Genomic DNA, 17,069 nt, shown 5'->3' on the forward strand with positions numbered 1-17,069 from the left:
ACGGTTGTCATGACACGGCCGCACACGGAGAACATACGACCGACCACCGACAGTTTCGGATCAGTAGTAGTGCCTCAACTCGCTCCAAAGCGCGGCCCAAGGCCGGGAAGTCCCCGCACACAAGGAAATCCGTACTCCCTGCTCGTCGTTTTCCACCCCGAGCCCGTTGTCGTGCACGGCCGCCTCGTGGCAGCCGGTGAACCACTCCGGAAGGTACGGACCCACCACGACCACGGGCCCCGAAGCCGTGGCGGGAGGTGGCCCCCAGTCCGCATAGGACATATGCCCCGAGTGCACCGCGGGAAGCCCGTAGTACTCCAGAGCCCCCGCCTGTCCGTAGTTCCGCGTGAAGATCACCGCGGTCGAGCGCTGTTCCGCCGGGATCCGCTCCCAGACCCGGGTGACCGAGGAAGCCAGCTCGGGCCAGCCCGCCTGCTCGCCTTGCTCCTTGTTCACCACCAGGACCGGCGCCAGCGCGGACACCGGCAGCAGGGGCAGTCCGACGACGAGTGAGATCGCGGCACCCAGCACGGCCAGCGCCGCCGCCCCGACACGACGCGAGACCCGGTCCAGTGAACGCAGGCAGGGTTCGGCGCCCGCCGCCGTGAGCAGCAACAGGAAAGGCGCCGAGTAGTACGGCTTTCCGCCCAGTACCAGCAAAATCACGCACAACACCGGAAAAGCGAGCGCCAGGGAACGGGCCCAGCGCAATTCCGGATCACGCCAGAGCCGGAGGCCGCCCGCGATCCAGACGGGCACCACCACCGGGGAAAGATAGAGCAACTGCATCGGCACGAACAGGATCCGGTTCTCCGCGCCGTCGTCCTCGCTGATACCGGAAGCCACGGTCAACAAAGGGAAATCATGCGCCGCCTGCCAGATCAGGCCCGGCGCGGCCAGCACGAGCGCGAGCAGGACGCCGACGGCGAGCCAGCCGCTGCGGAACACCGTCCGCGGGCCGACGGCGAGCACCGCCAGGCCGATCGAGGCGACCATCAGCAGGACAAGCCATTTGGCCTCCAGCCCGATGCCGACGACGGCGCCGATCGCGAGCCACCATCGTCCGTCGCCGGTGCGGAACAGGCGCAGGATCACCAGACCGAGCGCGCTCCAGATCAGCAGGTCGACGGTGGCCGTCGACAGCATGTGCCCGTCGACCACGACGAACGCCGCCAGCGCGGTCGTCGCGGCGGTGAGGACCTGCGCGCCGCGGCCGCCGCCGAACTCGCGGGCGACCAGGGCCAGCAGGACCACCGTCGCGGCGGCGCACAGGGTCGCGGCCACGCGCAGGCCGGCGGGAGTGGCGCCGAAGACGTCGGTGGAGATCCGTGCGAGCAAGGGTGTCAGCGGCGGCTGGTCGACATATCCCCAAGCGAGCCGTTTCCCCGCGGCGAGGAAGTACAGCTCGTCGCGGTGGAAGCCGTATCGCCCGGAGACCAGTGTCAGCACCAAAACCTGGATCGCGACCACCAGACCGACCGGACCCCGAGCGAATCGCTCCATCGCGCCTCCCCAGACGCGGCGAATCCTACTGCGCGGGCGGTGCCAATTCGACCCTGTTGCGGCCACCCTGCTTCGCCCGGTAGAGCGCGGTGTCGGTGGCGACGAGGAGGTCGTCGACGCTGGTGATGTTGGCCGCCGGGTACAGCGCCCCGCCGATCGACACCGTCAGGTCGGTCAGCACGGTGTCGCGATCGGGCAGCGCGACCGAGACCACCGCCACCTGGTGCCGGATCCGTTCGGCCACCTGGCGCAGCGTCTCCTCGCCGTGGATGTCCGGGATGACGATCGCGAACTCCTCGCCGCCCCATCGCCCGCAGACGTCCTGTTCGCGGACCTCGGCGCGCAGCGCGTCGCCGACCGCGCGCAGGACGAGGTCGCCGTTGGGATGGCCGTAGGTGTCGTTGATCGTCTTGAAGTTGTCGAGGTCGAGGAACAGCACGCCGAGTTTGCGGCCGGCGCGCGTGCGACCCAGCTGTTCTTCGGCCAGCTGACGCCAGCGGCGTTTCGTGACGAGACCGGTGGTGGCGTCGGTGTGCGCGTCGCGCCGGTACTGCGTCAGCAGCAGCCCGCGGTGCAGCGCGACCAGCGCGATGACGACGCCGACCAGCACCAGCGGGTTGGCCTGGACGAGGACGACGGCCGTCACGAGGCCGAGGCCGAGCGCGCCAGCCTCGAGGATCTGATCGCCGAACCCGGAGAACAGCTCGCCGATCGATTTCGGCGGCGAAGAGAGCGCGATCGCGACCATCACCAGCACGGTGTTGATCGCCCAGCGCAACGCCGCGGCCACGATGATGACGGCGAGATCACCCAGCCCGGCGAGCAACCCGGAGTCCGGTGCGCCTGGGTAGTGGCGCATCCCGAGGCTGAGGACGACGACGGCGGCCTGCGTGCCGCAAAGCACCGTCGCGGCGGAAAAGATCCACCGATGGGGGAGAACCGGCCGTTGGTGTGGCCAGATCCGCAGCCATGCGATGGTGTAGGTCACCACGACCATCGCGGCGGCGAGCACCGGCGGCAGCGCGATGACGGCGGCGACGCTCCAGACCGCCTTGGTGTCGACGTAGGCGACCGACGGGGCCCTGTCGTACTCCCGTTGGCGTTCGATCTGCCGGGTGCCCTCGATCGCGATGGCCGCGCACAGCGTCAAGACGCCGAACCGGACGAGATCGGTACCGGTCACCGGGACCAGCCGGGCCGTGGCGGCGGTCGAGAGGACTGCGATGAGATTCACGACCAGGACGTAGGAACGCACAGGTCGCGGCAGGCTCCACAGGTGCCAGGCCCTGAGCCGCCGCGCGCCGCCGAGTCGTCCGTCCACGCACCCTCTTCCGTCGGTGATCTACACCGTAATCGAACCGGGACTGCGACGACCGTCGTTGTCCGGACGATGAGAGTCGTGGCCCCGAATTCCCCCGGACAGCCCAACCGAAACGACGGAGGTGCACCGATGCAGGACAACAACTGGTGAGTCTTTTGCCGGATGAATCGCTATTTCGAGGGAGGTGAACGACATGCGGGACAACAACTGGACCACTCGGCGTGACAACAACTGGACGTGAGTGATCTCGCCCACGAGCGCGGCTTCGCGAAGGGAGGTGAACGTAGTGCGTGACAACAACTGGACGACCCGTCGTGACAACAACTGGACGTGATGTGTCAGGAACCGTGTTCGCCAACGGGTGTCGTCCCGCCGACCGGACCCACGGGATCTTCGGGTTCCTCAGGGCCGCGGCGGGACGACACCGCCCGTGACCAGCCTGCTCCGGCGACGAGCGCGACCACCACGCCGGCGATCGCCGCGACGGTGACCACGGTGGTCGGCGCGACGATCTGGGCCAGCAGCCCGGCCAACGCGATCCCCGCCGCCTGAGCCGCCCGCAACGCCGCGATCGCGACCCCGATCACCTGGCCGCGATGGGCGGGCGGCGCGGCGAGGCTGTACTGCGTCTGCGTGATCATGTCGTGCGCGGAGAAGACACCCGAGATCGTCCACAGCACGACGATCGTGACCAGGCCCGGAGCCCAGCCGGTCGGGATCAGCACCAGGCTGCTCGCCACCGTCAGCGCGCCCAGCACCCGGACCTGCCGTTCGCGCGGGATCCGGCTCAGCAGGAGACCGCCGAGCACCGAACCGACGGGATTCGCGGCCAGCAGCCACGGCAGCGCGCCCGCGCCGCCCAGTTCGGCGGCGACCGGGACGGCGAGGCCCTCGGGCACGACGTAGAAGCCGCAGCAGCAGGCGATGAGCAGCAGCCAGCGCAGTTTGCGGTCGCGTGCCACCAGCCGGCAGCCCTCGATCAGCGACGGACGTTCGTGATGGGCGGGTGCCGAGGGCGGGAAGCGGTCGAGCCCGAAACGGAGCATGAGCGCCGAAAGCGCGAACGTTCCCGCGTCGATCAACAGCGCCCCGGGGACGCCGAGCCCGGTGACGACGGCTGCGCCCGCGCCGAAGCCCACCACGAGCCCGGCCTGATACGTGGACGAGATGACGGCCTGGCCGACGACCAGCCGGTCCGGATCGAGCAGATCCGGCAGCATCGCCTGGCGGGCCGCGTGGAACGGCCCGGCCATGAGCTGGACGAGGAACAACAGCGCGGCCGCGGCCGGGAGCGGAAGACCGGGCACCGCCATCAGCGCGATCAGGACCGCGCGGCCGACGTCGGTCACCACCATCACGGTGCGTCGCGAGAACCGGTCCGCGACACCGCCCAGCGCGCCGCCGAGGAGATCGGGCACGAAGGTCAGCGCGTACGCCGCCGAAGCCCAGCCCGCCGACGACGTCCGGTCGAACACCAGCACCGTGAGCGCGACCCTGGCCAGCTGGTCGCCGGCGACCGAGAGCAGATGCGCGAGCCAGATCCGGCGGAATCCGGCGACCGCGAAGACGCTGCGGAACGACGCCGCTCGGGCTGGCATGCGCTTCAGGCTGTCCTGAAGCGGCCACTTTGCGCAACCCTCGGAAAAAATCCGTCCGCCGTGTCGAACCAGGGCGGTCCCGTTCGACGTGTCGGTAAGAGTAAGGAACGGAGAATCCGATGTCGCATTCACTGGGCCCGCTGGCGAACAACCTCGCCGCCTACGCCATCTACTCGACCGCGCAGACCGAGATGCGCCACGCCTACAAGCTGATCGAGGCCGGCGACTACCTCGGCGCCGCCGCGGAGATCGAGTCCGCCGCGCACGCCGCCGAGGTGCTCGCCCGCGCCACCTCCGAGCTGGACGCCGAGCGTTCGGAACGATGGCTCAGAGTCGTCGTGGCGCGGAGGAGGTTCGCCGACCAGGCCCGGGCGCGGGCGTCGGACACCGCGCTGGCCCTCGCCGCTTAACGGAAAGCGCGCCGGTAGGTGCCAGGGCTGACGCCGGTCGTGCGCTTGAACCGGTCACGGAACGAGGTGGGCGAACCGAAGCCGACTTCGGCGCCGATCCGTTCGACGGCGTACTCGGTGGTCTCCAGCAGATGCTGCGCCTGCCGGACCCGGGTCCGGTGCAGCCACTGCAACGGCGTCGTCCCGGTCTGCTCGCGGAAGTGCCGGATCAGCGTGCGCGTGCTCATCCCGGCGCGTGTGGCGATGTCGGCGAGCGTGAGTTCGCGCGCGAGATTTTCCTGCATCCACAACAGAGTCGGCTCCAGTTTCGCGCCACGGGGCGCGGGTGGATGCCGCAACGCGATGAATTGAGCCTGGCCCCCCTCGCGTTCGAGCGCCATGACCGAGAGGCGGGCGGCGTCGGCCGCGATCGCGGAGCCGTGGTCCCGCCGGATCAGGTGCAGGCAGAGATCCATGCCCGCGGCGGCGCCCGCGGACGTCAGGATCTGCCCGTTGTCGACATAGAGAACGTCGGGGTCGACGTCGACCTCCGGGTACGCCGCGGCCAGCGCGTCGGCGGCGACCCAGTGCGTGGTGGCGCGAAGGCCGTCGAGCAGACCCGCGGCGGCGAGAACGAAGGTGCCGGAACAGATCGAGGCGATCCGCGTGCCCCGCGCGGCGGCAGCGTTCAAGGCGTCGTGGACGGATTCCGGCAACGGCCGGGTCGGCTCGGCGGTGCCGGGGACGATGATCGTGCCCACCTCGCGCAACGCGTCCAGCCCCCTTGGCGCGCGCAGGGTGAAGTGACCGGCGTCGACTTCCGGATGTTCGGCGCAGACGACCACTTCGTAGCCCGGGGTTCCGTCGGCGAGCCGGGTCCTGGTGAAGACCTCGATCGGTGTCGAGAGGTCGAACGGGATCACCTTGTCCAGCGCGAGGACCGCGACGGTGTGCATGACCGCAACGTACCCGCCCGATGGCGAGATCCCGTTGGAAGGCGTCGTTCACGCCACTGGGAGCGGGTCCCGCCCGGTTCTAGCGTCGAACCATGATGATCATCGCGCCGATTCTCGTCGGCCTCGTTTACGTCGTCCTGATGTCGCTGATCCACGAGCCGCACCGCCGCCGCTTCAACGCGGTCATGATCGCCGGCGCCGGCGCGGCCTACGCCAGCGGCGGCGGGCTCGGGATCTGGGAACTCGTCTTCACCGCACTGATGGCCTATGTGGCGTACCGCGGGCTCGAATCGTGGACGTTCATCGGGATCGGCTGGCTGCTGCACACGGCTTGGGACATCGTTCACCACCTGAAGGGCGCCCCGATCATCCCGTTCCTGGACGATTCGTCGTTCGGCTGCGCGATCTGCGACCCGGTGATCGCGATCTGGTGTTTCGCCGGCGGGCGATCGGTGACGGATTTCTTCCGCGCCCGTGTCGGTTCGCGTCGTCCGCGTTCGTCGGTGGGGTGAACCGACCGGACGAAAGGAGCCTGAAATGACGGTGATCGTGGCGGGAAAGGTGTACGTCGACCCGGCGGAACGGGACCGGTACGTCGAGGGACACCAGGTGATCGTCGAGAAGGCGCGGGCCCATCCCGGCTGCCTCGACGTGGTGATCTCGGCGGACACGCTCGAACCGGGCCGGGTGAACATCTTCGAGTACTGGGAATCGGAGGAGGTGCTGAACGCCTGGCGCGCGATCTCGCCGAGGCCGACGTACTCCGCCGAGATCCGCGACGGGGAGGTGTTCAAGCACCGGGTCTCGTACTCCGGCCCCCCGTTCGACTGAGCGAGTTCAGCGGCGTGACCCGGCACCCAGGCCTGCTTCGCCCGCCCACCCCCACGCGATGAAGGTCAAGGCAAGGACGCCGAGCAGCGCGAGGTAGACGGCGACGCCCGGCGGTATCAGCTGCCGGAGCGCCGACAAGCACGCGAGGCTTCCCGCGAAAACGGACCATCCGGCACCGGCGAAAGCGACACACGCGGCGAGGGTGCGGGCGGTTCCGCCGGCCGACCTCGGAACGGCTCGGTAGGCGATCGCACCGGCGACGAACGGAGGAATGCCCCACGCGAAGACGGCGGCGCCTATCGCGATACCGGCGGGTGTGGTGACCTCCCAGCCGCCGATCGTGTTCCGCACGAGCCGGAAGGAGGAGATGTAGGTGTCGCCGATGTCCAAGAAGTGCGGTGTGGTGAGCGCGTGCACGGTGCCGATGAGACCGAGGGTGGCGAGCGTCGCCCACACCACGAGCATCGCCTTCGCCTGCCACGCCATGCGCTTCGCTGTCCCGCGTGGGACTTCGGGGCGCTCGGCCGATCCGGCGTCGGGCGCCGTCGGATCGCGTTCGGATCTCAGTGCGTTCCGGATCGCCGAGAAGGTCACCGCGGCCGCCAGCACGCCCAGCGTCGTCCAGATGACCGGCTTCCATCCGGCACCGATCTCGCCGACGGTGTTCGTCGCGAGGTTTCCCACCACGCCGGTCAGGATCGACGCCACGGTCGCGACTCCCGCGGCGGCCGCCGTCGCGCCCGGTGATAGCCGCCGCACGTGGACCCCCATCTCACTACGTTGACCGGGATCCATGTTAGTGCCGTACACCGGTTCGGGTTCGGACTTGACCTTGACATCGTGACAAGGTCTTCACTGGAGCGCAGGAGGTGATTCCCATCAACACGACACAGAGGACTTCACCGGACCTGCGCGTGCTCGACGCGCTCGGCTCCGAAAGCTCGTCGACGCGGCTCCAGGCGGCGCTGGCGGCCGGGACGCATCCGGACGTCGGGTTCGTCGGCCCGCTCGTGGCGCGGTGCGCGATCGAGCCGGACTTCTACGTCCGGGACATGCTGACCTGGGCGTTGACCCGGCTGCCCGCCGAGAAGACGGTGCCGGTGCTGCTGGCCGAGCTCGGTTCGGAGGTCGCCCAGGCCCGGAGCCAGGCGTTGCACACGCTGTCCAAGATCGGGGACCGCGCCGCGTGGCCCGCGATCACGCGGTCGCTGCTGCACGACGCCGACGACGAGGTCGCCCGCAGCGCGTGGCGTGCCGCCGTCGTCCTCGTCCCCGACGGGGAGCGGGCCCGGCTGGCCCGTGACCTGGCCGACCAGTTCGGCCGGGGCGACCGGACGGTCCGGTTGAGTCTCAGCAGGGCGCTCGTCGCGCTCGGACCGGTGATCGAGCCCGTCTTGCGGAAGGCTTTGGCGAGTGCCGATCTGGAGGTGTGCGCGCATGCCCGCGCCACGGAGCGGCTGCTGCGCGACCCGGACTCCGGTTTCGACGAGTCGAAACGGATCGTCGCGCTGGGACCGGAGGGAGCCTGATGCTGATCGGTGAGGTGGCGCGCCGCTCGGGGGTGAGCAGCCGGATGCTCCGGCATTACGACTCCCTCGGGCTGGTGCGGCCGACCGGCCGCACCTTCGGCGGCTACCGCGAGTACTCCGACGAGGACATCCGCCGGATCTTCCACGTGGAGAGCCTGCGATCCCTCGGCCTGTCGCTGCGCGAGATCGGCCGCGCCTTGGAGGATCCGGCCTTCGAGCCGTCCGATCTGGTCCGCGACCTCATCCGGCGGACCGAGGAGCGCCTGAGCCGCGAGCAGGAGCTGCTCGACCGGCTCCGCGCGGTCGACGGTTCGGCACCCACGGGCTGGGAAGGGGTTCTGCGCATCGTCGAGCTGCTGCACGGGCTCAACTCGCCTCACGCGGCTCGGCGGCAGCAGACCGCTCTGGCCCCGGCCGAGGTGCCCGCCGAACTGCTGGCCGGGGCGGTCCTCGCCGAAGCCGATCCGAACGTCGCCGGAGCACTGCGGTGGGCTCTCGCGAGGGCGGGCGGCGACGGCGTGGCGAGCCTGGCGTCCGGTGCGCGTTCCGACGACGTCGACGTCCGGCGGCGCGCGATCCTCGCGATCGCCGGGATGCCCGGTGATGAGGCGACCGCGGCGCTGGCGGAGGCACTCGGCGACCGGGACCGGGCGGTCCGCGCCCGCGCCGCGCTGGCCCTGGGGTCGCGCGGCGAGAGCGCGGCCGTGCCGGAACTCGTCCGCATGGTGGTCGAGGGCACGTCCGACGTCGAGGCGGCCGAGGTCCTCGGCGCCTTGGCTCGCGACGACGGTGTCGCGAGCCGGATCATGAGCGCGTTGACCGGCGAGCTCGCCGCTGGTGACCCCGCTACGCGGATCCGCCTCACCCAGGCCCTCGTCGAGATGCCGCCCGCGCTCGCCCTGGACGTGCTGCGTGACCTGGCCGAAGACGACGATCCCACCGTCGCCCTCCTCGCTTCGGCCCTCGCGGGAGCGCTCGGGTGAGACGGCTTGGCCACTGGGCCGTTTGATGCGAACATATGTTCTATGACGACCGAGGGTCCCATCCTGCACGCCGACCTGGACTCGTTCTACGCGTCGGTCGAGCAGCGTGACGACCCGAAGCTCCGCGGGCGGCCGGTCATCGTCGGCGGCGGGGTCGTGCTGGCCGCCAGCTACGAGGCGAAGGCGTACGGCGTGCGCACGGCGATGGGCGGCGGCCAGGCGCGGCGGCTGTGCCCCGACGCGATCGTGGTCCCGCCCCGGATGCGCGCGTACTCGGCGGCGAGCAAGGCGGTTTTCGAGGTCTTCGGCAACACGACACCGCTCGTGGAAGGCATTTCGATCGACGAGGCCTTCCTCGACGTCGGCGGGCTGCTGAAGATCGCGGGCACACCGAGCCGGATCGCCGCGAAACTGCGGAAGGACGTCCTGGAGCAGGTCGGTCTGCCGATCACCGTCGGCGTCGCCAGGACGAAGTTCCTCGCGAAGGTGGCCAGCGGGGTCGCGAAACCCGACGGCCTGCTCGTCGTGCCACACGACAAGGAGCTGGAGTTCCTGCATCCGCTCCCGGTCGAGCGGCTGTGGGGCGTGGGCAAGGTGACGGCGCGGAAGCTCCGCGAGCGTGGGGTGACCACGGTCGGGCAGATGGAGGGTTTCGGCGAGAAGGAACTCGTCCGGATGCTCGGCCGCGGCGTCGGCGCCCATCTGCACGCCTTGTCCCACAACGACGACCCGCGTCGCGTGCAGACGGGTCGCCGCCGCCGGTCCATCGGGGCGCAGCGCGCGCTCGGCAGCAGGCCGCGTTCGCCCGCCGAGCTCGACGCGACGTTGCTGACGCTGGCCGATCGCCTCGCCCGCCGCCTGCGTGCGGCGCACCGGGTGTGCCGCACCGTCGTGCTGCGGATGCGATTCGCCGATTTCACCAAGGCGACGCGTTCGCACACCCTCATGGAGGCGACCGAACAGACCGGCGCGATCGTCGCCGCGGCGCGTGACCTGCTCGCCACGGCGAGACCGCTGATCGACGAACGCGGTCTCACACTGATCGGGCTCGCCCTCACGAACCTGTCGAAGGACGACGCGATCCAGCTGGCGCTGCCGTTCGGGGCGAAACCTAGGGACGCGCTCGACTCGACGCTCGACACCGTCCGGGACCGGTTCGGTTCGAAGTCCATCACGCGCGCGGTGCATCTGGGGCAGGTCGAAGAGCCGTGGGTGCCGCTCCTGCCGGACTGAACCTCGTCGCTAGGGTGTCCCGGTGGCGGAAGTCGAGATCTACACCGATGGCGCGTGCAGCGGGAATCCGGGTCCCGGCGGCTGGGGCGCGGTGCTGCGGTACGGCACCGTCGAGAAGGAGATCTACGGCGGGGATCCCGGGCCGACCACGAACAACCGGATGGAGCTGACCGCGCCGATCGAGGCGCTGGAAAGCCTGAAGCGCCGGGTCACGGTGGACATCTACACCGACAGCACCTACGTCCGGAACGGCATCACCAGCTGGGTGCGCAACTGGAAGAACAACGGCTGGATGACCTCGGCGAAGACACCGGTCAAGAACGCCGACCTGTGGCGCCGTCTCGACGAAGCCGCGTCACGGCACGAGGTCGAGTGGCATTGGGTCAAGGGCCATGCCGGGCATCCGGAGAACGAGCGAGCGGACCGGCTCGCCGTCAAAGGCGTGGAAGAGGTCGTGGGGCGACCCGTGATCCAGCCCGGCGAGCGGTCCGCTCGGCATCGTTAGCAGCTGACGTTCACCTTCGCGCTCTTGGCGAAGGAGACGTGGACGTGGTCCATGTGGTTGGCGGTCGCGCCGCCGCGGTCCTCCATGGTGTCCCAGCCGCTGCCGTCGTTGTAGCGCTGGCGCCAGATGACGTACGTGATGCCGAAGTCCTTCTGGTTGGCCATGAGGTATTCGGCGATCGCGTTGCCGGTGGCGGTGTCCACCATGAAGTCCAGCGCGAGGCCGGACGGGTGGTCGCTGGCGTTCGCCCGGCCGGCGACGCCGCCGACGTTCTTCACGCCGAACTTGGCCTTCACGTGGTTGCCGACCTGGGCCACGTGCGGCTTGGTGCCGGCGAGGCTGGTCGAACACGCCGTCGCGGCGGGCACGGTCTTCTTGACCGGGGCGGGGGCCTTGGTCGACGTCGTCGGCTTCGGGGGAGCCGAGGAGGTCGACGGCGGCGGGGTGGTCGTGCTGCTGGAGGGCGGGGTGCTGCTGGTCGACGGCGGGGGAGTCACGCTGGAGACCGGGGGAGCCTTCAACGCGAGCGCGGCGCTGGCCGCTTCGACGTCAGGGGAACCTGCGGAGGTCAGCCACATCGACGCCGGGAGCGCCGTGGCGACCGCTGCCGCGATACCCGCGGGGAGCTTCCACTGCGGAGCCTTGATCTTGCGATGTCTGCCGGCCATTTCTCTGATCACTCACCACTTCGGGGACGGGAACTCGCGTCGGGGGCCGCGAGCTCCGGGCAACATTACGAAAAGGACACGGCAATGTCACGCCCGAGTGTGTTCGCCCACAGTTACCTTGATCGTTGAACCAAAAGAGGCTCACGTCCGTACAGATACGAGAAGTGCTTTTATGTGAGCACTGTGAGTGACGAAATCAGTCCGCTTTGCAGGATTGGAAGTACACGTCCTCGTTCGGCGAGATCACGTTCACCCCCGGGGAATGCGGCGCCCGGCCGGTGGCCGTCGAGGCCGCGATCACGGTGCAGACCAGCTGATTGATGGCCTGGTTGGACAATTTGCGCACCGAGTACGGCAGCGAGAGGCTCGACGGGTCGCCCGAGTAGACCCGGAGCTTGCCCAACTCCGGCGGGACGAACGTGGTGAGTCCTTGCGCGGCTTCCCGGTCGGTCGGTCCCTGCAGCAGCAGCGTGACCGCGCCCTCGGGGGAGATGAAGCCCTCGCTGGGCCGGGTCACCGGGATGACCCGGCCGTCGGAGACGAAGTACAGCGTCAGGCCGCCGAGCACGTTCGGCCCCGTGGTGGCGCGGATCGACGGCCCCGGCCCGGCCGGGACGACACCGGTCGGCTGGACACCGCACGCCGCCGCCAGCGCCGCGGCCGCGAGGACGAGCAGTACGCGGGGCTTCCTCATGGCGTCGCTCCTTCGGCCCGGTGCGGCAGGTGTAACACGAACCGGGCGCCGTGCCCGGTGTCGGCCGCGGTGATGTCGCCACCGTGCAGGCGGGCGTTCTCCAGCGCGATCGCCAGCCCGAGCCCGCTGCCCTCGGAACGGGCGCGGGCGGTGTCGGCCTTGGTGAACCGGTCGAACACATGCGGCAGCACCTCGGGGGCGATCCCCGGCCCGTGGTCTTCGACCGCCAGGGTGACGCCGTCGCCGTCGGCGCGCAGCCGGACCTCGACCGGGGGCGCGCCGTGGCGGAACGCGTTGCCGACGAGGTTGGCCACGATCAGGTCGAGCCGCCGCCGGTCCACCCGGGCGAGAACGCCCTCCGGCAGGTCGGTGACCAGGTCTTCGCCGTCGCGCCAGCCGCGGGCGTCGAGGCTGTCGCGGATCGCCGTCGCGAGATCCCATTCGTCGAGCGCGAGTTCGGCGCGGCCCGCGTCGAACCGGGAGATCTCCACCAGATCCTGCACCAGCCGCGTCAGCCTCCGGGTCTCGCCGGAGACCAGCCGTGCCGCGACGGCGGTGTCCGGCGGCAGCGCCTCCGCGTCCTCGTCGAGGACGTCGGTGACCGCGTTCATCGCCGCGAGCGGGGTGCGGAGTTCGTGTGAGACGTCGGCCACGAACCGGCGGGCGTCGGCCTCCATGGCTCTCAGCTCACCGACCGTGCGCTCGAGTTCGGCGGCGGTGTTGTTGAAGGTCGTGACCAGTTCGGCCAGCTCGTCGGAACCCTTGGCGGGCAGCCGGACGTCGAGCCTGCCTTCGCCGAGCTGTGCGGCGGCGGTGTTGAGCGCCCGGACCGGCCTGAGCACCTGTCTCGCCGCGAGCAGGGCCAGTGCCGCGGCCAGCGGAAGGGCCAGCGCGGCCGTCTGCCAGGCGGATTTCGCGAGTTCGTCGATGGCCTGTTGCTGCTGCACGAGCGAGGTGAGCGAGTACACCTCGACGCCGCTGTTCTGCATCGTCCCGTCGGGTTGCCTGGCCAGCACCGGCAGCCCGACCAGCAGTTCCGGGATTCTTTCGCGGTCGACGCGCTGGAACTGGATGCGGTTGTCGGTCGCGACGGTCTGGCGCAGCTCGGGGGAGAAGGTGTTGAGGTCCGGGCCGTTGACCGACCGCAGGTTGCGGTAGACCGCGACGGCGTTCAACCGCAGGCTGCCCGCGAAATCGTTGAGCTGGTCCTGGGTCGGCGGCGTGGACAGCGGGCGGCCGTAGGCGGCGACCCGGTCCTTCAGCTGGTTCATGGCCGCGTCCTGGACGGCTTCGAGGATCGCGGTGCGGGCCGAGACGTAACTGGCGCCCGCCGCGGCCGCCGCCCCGATGATCGTCATCGCCGCGAAGGCCAGGATGAGCCGGGGCCGCAACCCGGAGAGCAGCCTCATGAACGGCCGAACCGGTACCCGAAGCCGCGGACGGTCTGGACGTGTTCGGGTTTCGCGGGCACGTCTTCGATCTTCGCGCGCAGCCGCTGGACGCAGGCGTCGACCAGCCGGGAGTCGCCGAGGTAGTCGTGATCCCAGACGGCGGAGAGGATCTGCTGACGGCTGTAGACCTGACCCGGCGTGCGCGACAGCTCCAGCAGCAGCTTCAGCTCGGTCGGGGTCAGTGAGACCGGCTCGCCGTTCTTCGTGACGACCAGCCCGGCCCGGTCGATGACCAGGCCGCCGTGCCGTTCCCCGGCGGCGTCGTCGCTCGCGGGCTTCTCGCTCACCGCGCGGCGCAGCACCGCCCGGATCCGGGCGTCGAGCACCCGCGGCTCGATCGGTTTGGTGACGTAGTCGTCGGCGCCCGCCTCCAGCCCGGCCACGATGTCGAAGTCGTCGCTGCGGGCGGTGAGCATGATGATCGGCACCTCGCCCGCCGAGCGGATGCGGCGGCAGGTCTCGAAGCCGTCGATACCGGGGAGCATCAGGTCCAGTACGACGATGTCGGGCTGGAACACCCGCAGTTTCTCCAGCCCGAGCTCGCCGCTCTCGGCGGTGTACACGGTGTGCGCCTGCCGTCGCAGCGCGAGTTCCAGCCCCTCCCGCACGGACGCGTCGTCTTCGATCACAAGGACACTTGCCACGCCGCCATTATTCGGATGTCTCGGCGCGTGTGCGACTCGGCTCGATCTTGTAGCAGAACCATGACATTGTCCGGACCTCACGGCTAAACGGCGTGGGGACAGTGGGACGCATGGCCCTACTCATCCACGAAGCGAAGCCGACCCCCGCCCGCCGTCCGCTGCCGGGACGGCACGCCGAGACCCGGCGGACCCTGTCCAGGGCCGTGTTCCAGCTCGCCACCGGACTGGGACTGGCCGCCGCGTTCGTCGTGACCTACGTGCTGTTCGTGCACACGTCGGCCGGGCAGCTCGCCGAGAACGGCGTCGTGCGGAGCGCGCAGTCCGGTCAGTGGTCCACAATGGACTGGGCGGGACCGCTGCGCGACCAGGACATGGTGCTGGTGATCGGCGCCGCCGGGATCGGGCTCGTCGGCCTGGCGCTGCTCCGGCGCAAACCCGGTCTCCTGATCCCGGCGCTGACCGTCCTCGTGCTCCCGCTCGTCGCCGCTCAGCTGCTCAAGCTCTACGTCCTCGTCCGTCCCGAACTGCCCGACGGCGGCCGCGGACCGGGACACAACAGCTTCCCCAGCGGTCACGTCAGTGCCGCCATGGCCATCCTGATGGCGCTCGCCTTCGTTCTGCCCCAACGGTTCCGCCCGGCGATCATCGGCATCGGCGGCGTCGCAGTCGCGTGGGTCGCGTCGTCGACCGTCGCGCTGGGCTGGCACCGGCTCAGCGACACGGCGGGCGCCTGCCTGCTCGGCGCGTCGTTCGCCTGCCTGCTCGCCGCCTGGCTCACCAGCCGCCGCCGCGACCTGCGCCGCACGCCCGCCTATCTCGTCGCGCTGGCCACGGTGCTGCCGACCGGGATCGTCCTGATCGGCTTCGCGGTGCTGAGCACGGCGACCGACGGCGCCGCCCAGTTCGTCGCCGCGCTGGTGCTGGCCGCGCTGTCCGCGGTGGGGGTGGTGCTGGCCGCGCTGTGGCCGCTGTGCGGGTCCGCCTTCGAACGGCGGACCGGGATCGAGACCCGGGTGGTCGACGATCTGCTCGAGACCCGCCTCGTGACCCGCCGCTGACGCGGGTCTTCGGAGGCGCTCCGGAATGTCACGTATGGGACCGTTCGGGTCCCGTACGTGGCATCGGTGCTTCGCGGGGCGCGTTGCGAAAGCCACTTTCGCAACGTTGAAGGTTGCGAAAGTGGCTTTCGCAACGTCGGTCGTGGCCAGGACCGGCCTCCGCCGCCGAACGCATTCAGAGGACTAAACGCGTCAGTCGCGGCGCGAGTCACCAGCCCGGCTCAGGGGTGACGTCGGGGCCCGGGGCGAAGGCGGGACGACGGAGGGCGCCACGACCACGCGGTTCCGCCCGCTCCGTTTCGCTTGGTACATGGCGGCGTCCGCGGCGCGGAAGAGTTCGCCGTAATCCGTCGAGTGCTCTGGCGACAGCCCGACGCCGATCGACACGGTGCAGCCGTGGATCGGGCCCACCGCGCGGGGTTCGTTGGTGGCGTGCCCGCTGGCGAGTTCGGTCAGGCCGGTGATCGCGGTCTTCGCGACGGCCACCCGGATCCGCTCGGCGATCCGCATCGCCTCCTCGCGGGTGGTGTCCGGCAGCAGTACCGAGAACTCCTCGCCGCCCCAGCGCCCGACGACGTCGGTGGAGCGGGTGTTCTGCCGCAGCACGGCGCTGACACAGCCGAGCACGATGTCGCCGCCGGAATGCCCGTACTTGTCGTTCCACTGCTTGAAGTGGTCGAGGTCCAGCATCAGGAACGCCGTCGGCCGCCGCCCGGTCTGGTCTTCGAGCAGCCGGAGCGCGGCGGGCGCGTGGAACGAGTCCTCGGTCAGCAGCCCGGTCTTCCGGTCGCGCTGGCTGCGCGCGATCGTGTCCGCCAGCGCCTGCGAGAGCCGGGTCGAGCGCAGCGCGATCCCGATCATCACCAACGGCACCAGCGCGATGTTGACCGCGCCGAGGATCGTCGTGCACGCGGCGAGCTGCAGCGCGTAGACGAAATCCGCGTTGTCGGCCCAGCTGCCGATCAGCTTCTGCCGCCGCCAGCCGCCCCACGCCAGGCCGCGCGCGATGCTGATCAGCAGTGTCTGCGACGCGAAGTACCAGAGCGCGGCGCCCACCAGCGCGACGGCGGCGACCGCGATGTCGCCGGGACGCTGGGGGAGCGTGCCCGATTCGAGCCAGGTGTGCAGTGACGTCAGCTTGGTGATCATGTGCACGCCGAGGATGGAGGCGGCGTGCGCGGCGGTGGTGAAGAGGAAGGTCGTCATCGCCTTGTGCGCGATGGAGTAGCGCTGCACGCGCACCATCAGCAGCAGCGCGAGCGACAACGCGGGCGGCAGCAGGACGGCCGCGCCGCCCAGCCAGACGGCGGTCTGGTCGATGTGCTCGCCGCGCCGGTCGTCGGCCCGGCGCTGCTCCTCCGGATGCTGGGTCTGGACGAGGTACCAGATCGTGCAGCCCGCGATCACGCCGAAGCGGACGAGATCCGTCGTCGTGGCGGACGACTTGAAACCGCTGTAGAGCGCCCAGGACGCGACCGCGATCTCGGTGCCGAGCATCCAGAAGACCGCCGCGGGCGGCAGACGCCACAGTTCCCACCCGGCCGGATGACGCAGGGTGTTCCAGGCGCGGCCGCGCAACCGCCAGACGCGGGCGGAGGCGAGGCCGACGGTGTCGGCGAAACCCCGGAGCGAACCACGCGGCCGCGCCGAGACCGCGTCACGGTCGTGCTTGCCGAACTCGCTGACGAGGGTCACCTCCCACCCGT

Annotated in this window: 18 protein-coding genes; 8 read left to right on the forward strand and 10 right to left on the reverse strand. The window is 70.2% G+C overall.

What is annotated here, in order from left to right; translation table 11 throughout:
- Positions 1-60: 60 nt before the first annotated feature.
- The 3 genes from AVR91_RS16655 to AVR91_RS16665 all read right to left on the reverse strand — a co-directional run bounded on the left by AVR91_RS16655 (position 61) and on the right by AVR91_RS16665 (position 4,422).
- A complete protein-coding gene (locus AVR91_RS16655; protein WP_063272610.1) occupies positions 61-1,503 on the reverse strand; it encodes an ArnT family glycosyltransferase in 1,443 nt (480 codons plus the stop codon).
- Between the two features lie 25 nt (positions 1,504-1,528).
- The gene (locus tag AVR91_RS16660) at positions 1,529-2,824 is read right to left on the reverse strand and encodes a GGDEF domain-containing protein (protein WP_394329955.1); all 1,296 of its coding nucleotides are present in this window, start codon (positions 2,822-2,824) and stop codon (positions 1,529-1,531) included.
- A 338-nt stretch (positions 2,825-3,162) separates the two neighbouring features.
- The gene (locus AVR91_RS16665; RefSeq protein ID WP_063272612.1) at positions 3,163-4,422 is read right to left on the reverse strand and encodes an MFS transporter; all 1,260 of its coding nucleotides are present in this window, start codon (positions 4,420-4,422) and stop codon (positions 3,163-3,165) included.
- A gap of 119 nt (positions 4,423-4,541) precedes the next feature.
- Between AVR91_RS16665 and AVR91_RS16670 the strand changes: the two genes are divergently transcribed.
- On the forward strand, positions 4,542-4,832 hold the full coding sequence (locus AVR91_RS16670; protein ID WP_063272613.1) for a hypothetical protein: 291 nt from the start codon (positions 4,542-4,544) through the stop codon (positions 4,830-4,832).
- On the opposite strand, the gene AVR91_RS16675 is transcribed toward AVR91_RS16670, so the two are convergent.
- Positions 4,829-5,767, reverse strand: coding sequence for a GlxA family transcriptional regulator (locus AVR91_RS16675; RefSeq protein ID WP_063272614.1), 939 nt, complete (start codon positions 5,765-5,767; stop codon positions 4,829-4,831). The genes AVR91_RS16670 and AVR91_RS16675 overlap by 4 nt on opposite strands.
- A gap of 92 nt (positions 5,768-5,859) precedes the next feature.
- On the opposite strand from AVR91_RS16675, the gene AVR91_RS16680 reads away from it, so the two are divergent.
- On the forward strand, positions 5,860-6,279 hold the full coding sequence (locus tag AVR91_RS16680) for a DUF6010 family protein (RefSeq protein ID WP_063272615.1): 420 nt from the start codon (positions 5,860-5,862) through the stop codon (positions 6,277-6,279).
- Between the two features lie 25 nt (positions 6,280-6,304).
- Positions 6,305-6,598, forward strand: a complete 294-nt coding sequence (locus tag AVR91_RS16685) for a putative quinol monooxygenase (protein ID WP_063272616.1) — start codon at positions 6,305-6,307, stop codon at positions 6,596-6,598.
- A gap of 6 nt (positions 6,599-6,604) precedes the next feature.
- Here AVR91_RS16685 and AVR91_RS16690 read toward each other — a convergent pair whose 3' ends face one another.
- Positions 6,605-7,369, reverse strand: a complete 765-nt coding sequence (locus AVR91_RS16690) for a hypothetical protein (RefSeq protein WP_063272617.1) — start codon at positions 7,367-7,369, stop codon at positions 6,605-6,607.
- 98 nt (positions 7,370-7,467) lie between these two features.
- On the opposite strand from AVR91_RS16690, the gene AVR91_RS16695 reads away from it, so the two are divergent.
- The 4 genes from AVR91_RS16695 to rnhA are packed head-to-tail and all read left to right on the forward strand — an operon-like array spanning position 7,468 to position 10,848.
- Entirely contained in the window at positions 7,468-8,127 is a 660-nt protein-coding gene (locus tag AVR91_RS16695; RefSeq protein ID WP_063272618.1) for a HEAT repeat domain-containing protein, read from the forward strand.
- Positions 8,127-9,110, forward strand: coding sequence for a HEAT repeat domain-containing protein (locus AVR91_RS16700; protein WP_063272619.1), 984 nt, complete (start codon positions 8,127-8,129; stop codon positions 9,108-9,110). Before AVR91_RS16695 ends, AVR91_RS16700 begins: the two co-directional genes overlap by 1 nt.
- Positions 9,111-9,152: 42 nt before the next feature.
- A complete protein-coding gene (gene dinB / locus AVR91_RS16705) occupies positions 9,153-10,343 on the forward strand; it encodes a DNA polymerase IV (RefSeq protein ID WP_063272620.1) in 1,191 nt (396 codons plus the stop codon).
- A gap of 22 nt (positions 10,344-10,365) precedes the next feature.
- The gene (rnhA, locus tag AVR91_RS16710) at positions 10,366-10,848 is read left to right on the forward strand and encodes a ribonuclease HI (RefSeq protein WP_063272621.1); all 483 of its coding nucleotides are present in this window, start codon (positions 10,366-10,368) and stop codon (positions 10,846-10,848) included.
- On the opposite strand, the gene AVR91_RS16715 is transcribed toward rnhA, so the two are convergent.
- From AVR91_RS16715 to AVR91_RS16730, 4 genes are all read right to left on the reverse strand, one after another.
- A complete protein-coding gene (locus AVR91_RS16715) occupies positions 10,845-11,516 on the reverse strand; it encodes a hypothetical protein (RefSeq protein WP_063272622.1) in 672 nt (223 codons plus the stop codon). The genes rnhA and AVR91_RS16715 overlap by 4 nt on opposite strands.
- Positions 11,517-11,712: 196 nt before the next feature.
- On the reverse strand, positions 11,713-12,210 hold the full coding sequence (locus tag AVR91_RS16720) for a hypothetical protein (protein WP_063272623.1): 498 nt from the start codon (positions 12,208-12,210) through the stop codon (positions 11,713-11,715).
- Positions 12,207-13,619 carry a sensor histidine kinase gene (locus tag AVR91_RS16725; protein ID WP_063272624.1) on the reverse strand — a complete coding sequence of 471 codons (1,413 nt, stop codon included), beginning with the start codon at positions 13,617-13,619 and terminating at the stop codon, positions 12,207-12,209. Before AVR91_RS16725 ends, AVR91_RS16720 begins: the two co-directional genes overlap by 4 nt.
- On the reverse strand, positions 13,616-14,305 hold the full coding sequence (locus AVR91_RS16730) for a response regulator transcription factor (RefSeq protein WP_043848050.1): 690 nt from the start codon (positions 14,303-14,305) through the stop codon (positions 13,616-13,618). Before AVR91_RS16730 ends, AVR91_RS16725 begins: the two co-directional genes overlap by 4 nt.
- Before the next feature lie 110 nt (positions 14,306-14,415).
- Between AVR91_RS16730 and AVR91_RS16735 the strand changes: the two genes are divergently transcribed.
- Positions 14,416-15,363, forward strand: a complete 948-nt coding sequence (locus AVR91_RS16735) for a phosphatase PAP2 family protein (RefSeq protein WP_072027727.1) — start codon at positions 14,416-14,418, stop codon at positions 15,361-15,363.
- A gap of 192 nt (positions 15,364-15,555) precedes the next feature.
- On the opposite strand, the gene AVR91_RS16740 is transcribed toward AVR91_RS16735, so the two are convergent.
- On the reverse strand, positions 15,556-17,058 hold the full coding sequence (locus AVR91_RS16740) for a GGDEF domain-containing protein (RefSeq protein ID WP_228709224.1): 1,503 nt from the start codon (positions 17,056-17,058) through the stop codon (positions 15,556-15,558).
- Positions 17,059-17,069 lie beyond the last annotated feature (11 nt).

It is taken from the genome of Amycolatopsis keratiniphila subsp. keratiniphila, from assembly GCF_001620365.2.
Taxonomy (GTDB): Bacteria; Actinomycetota; Actinomycetes; order Mycobacteriales; family Pseudonocardiaceae; genus Amycolatopsis; species Amycolatopsis keratiniphila.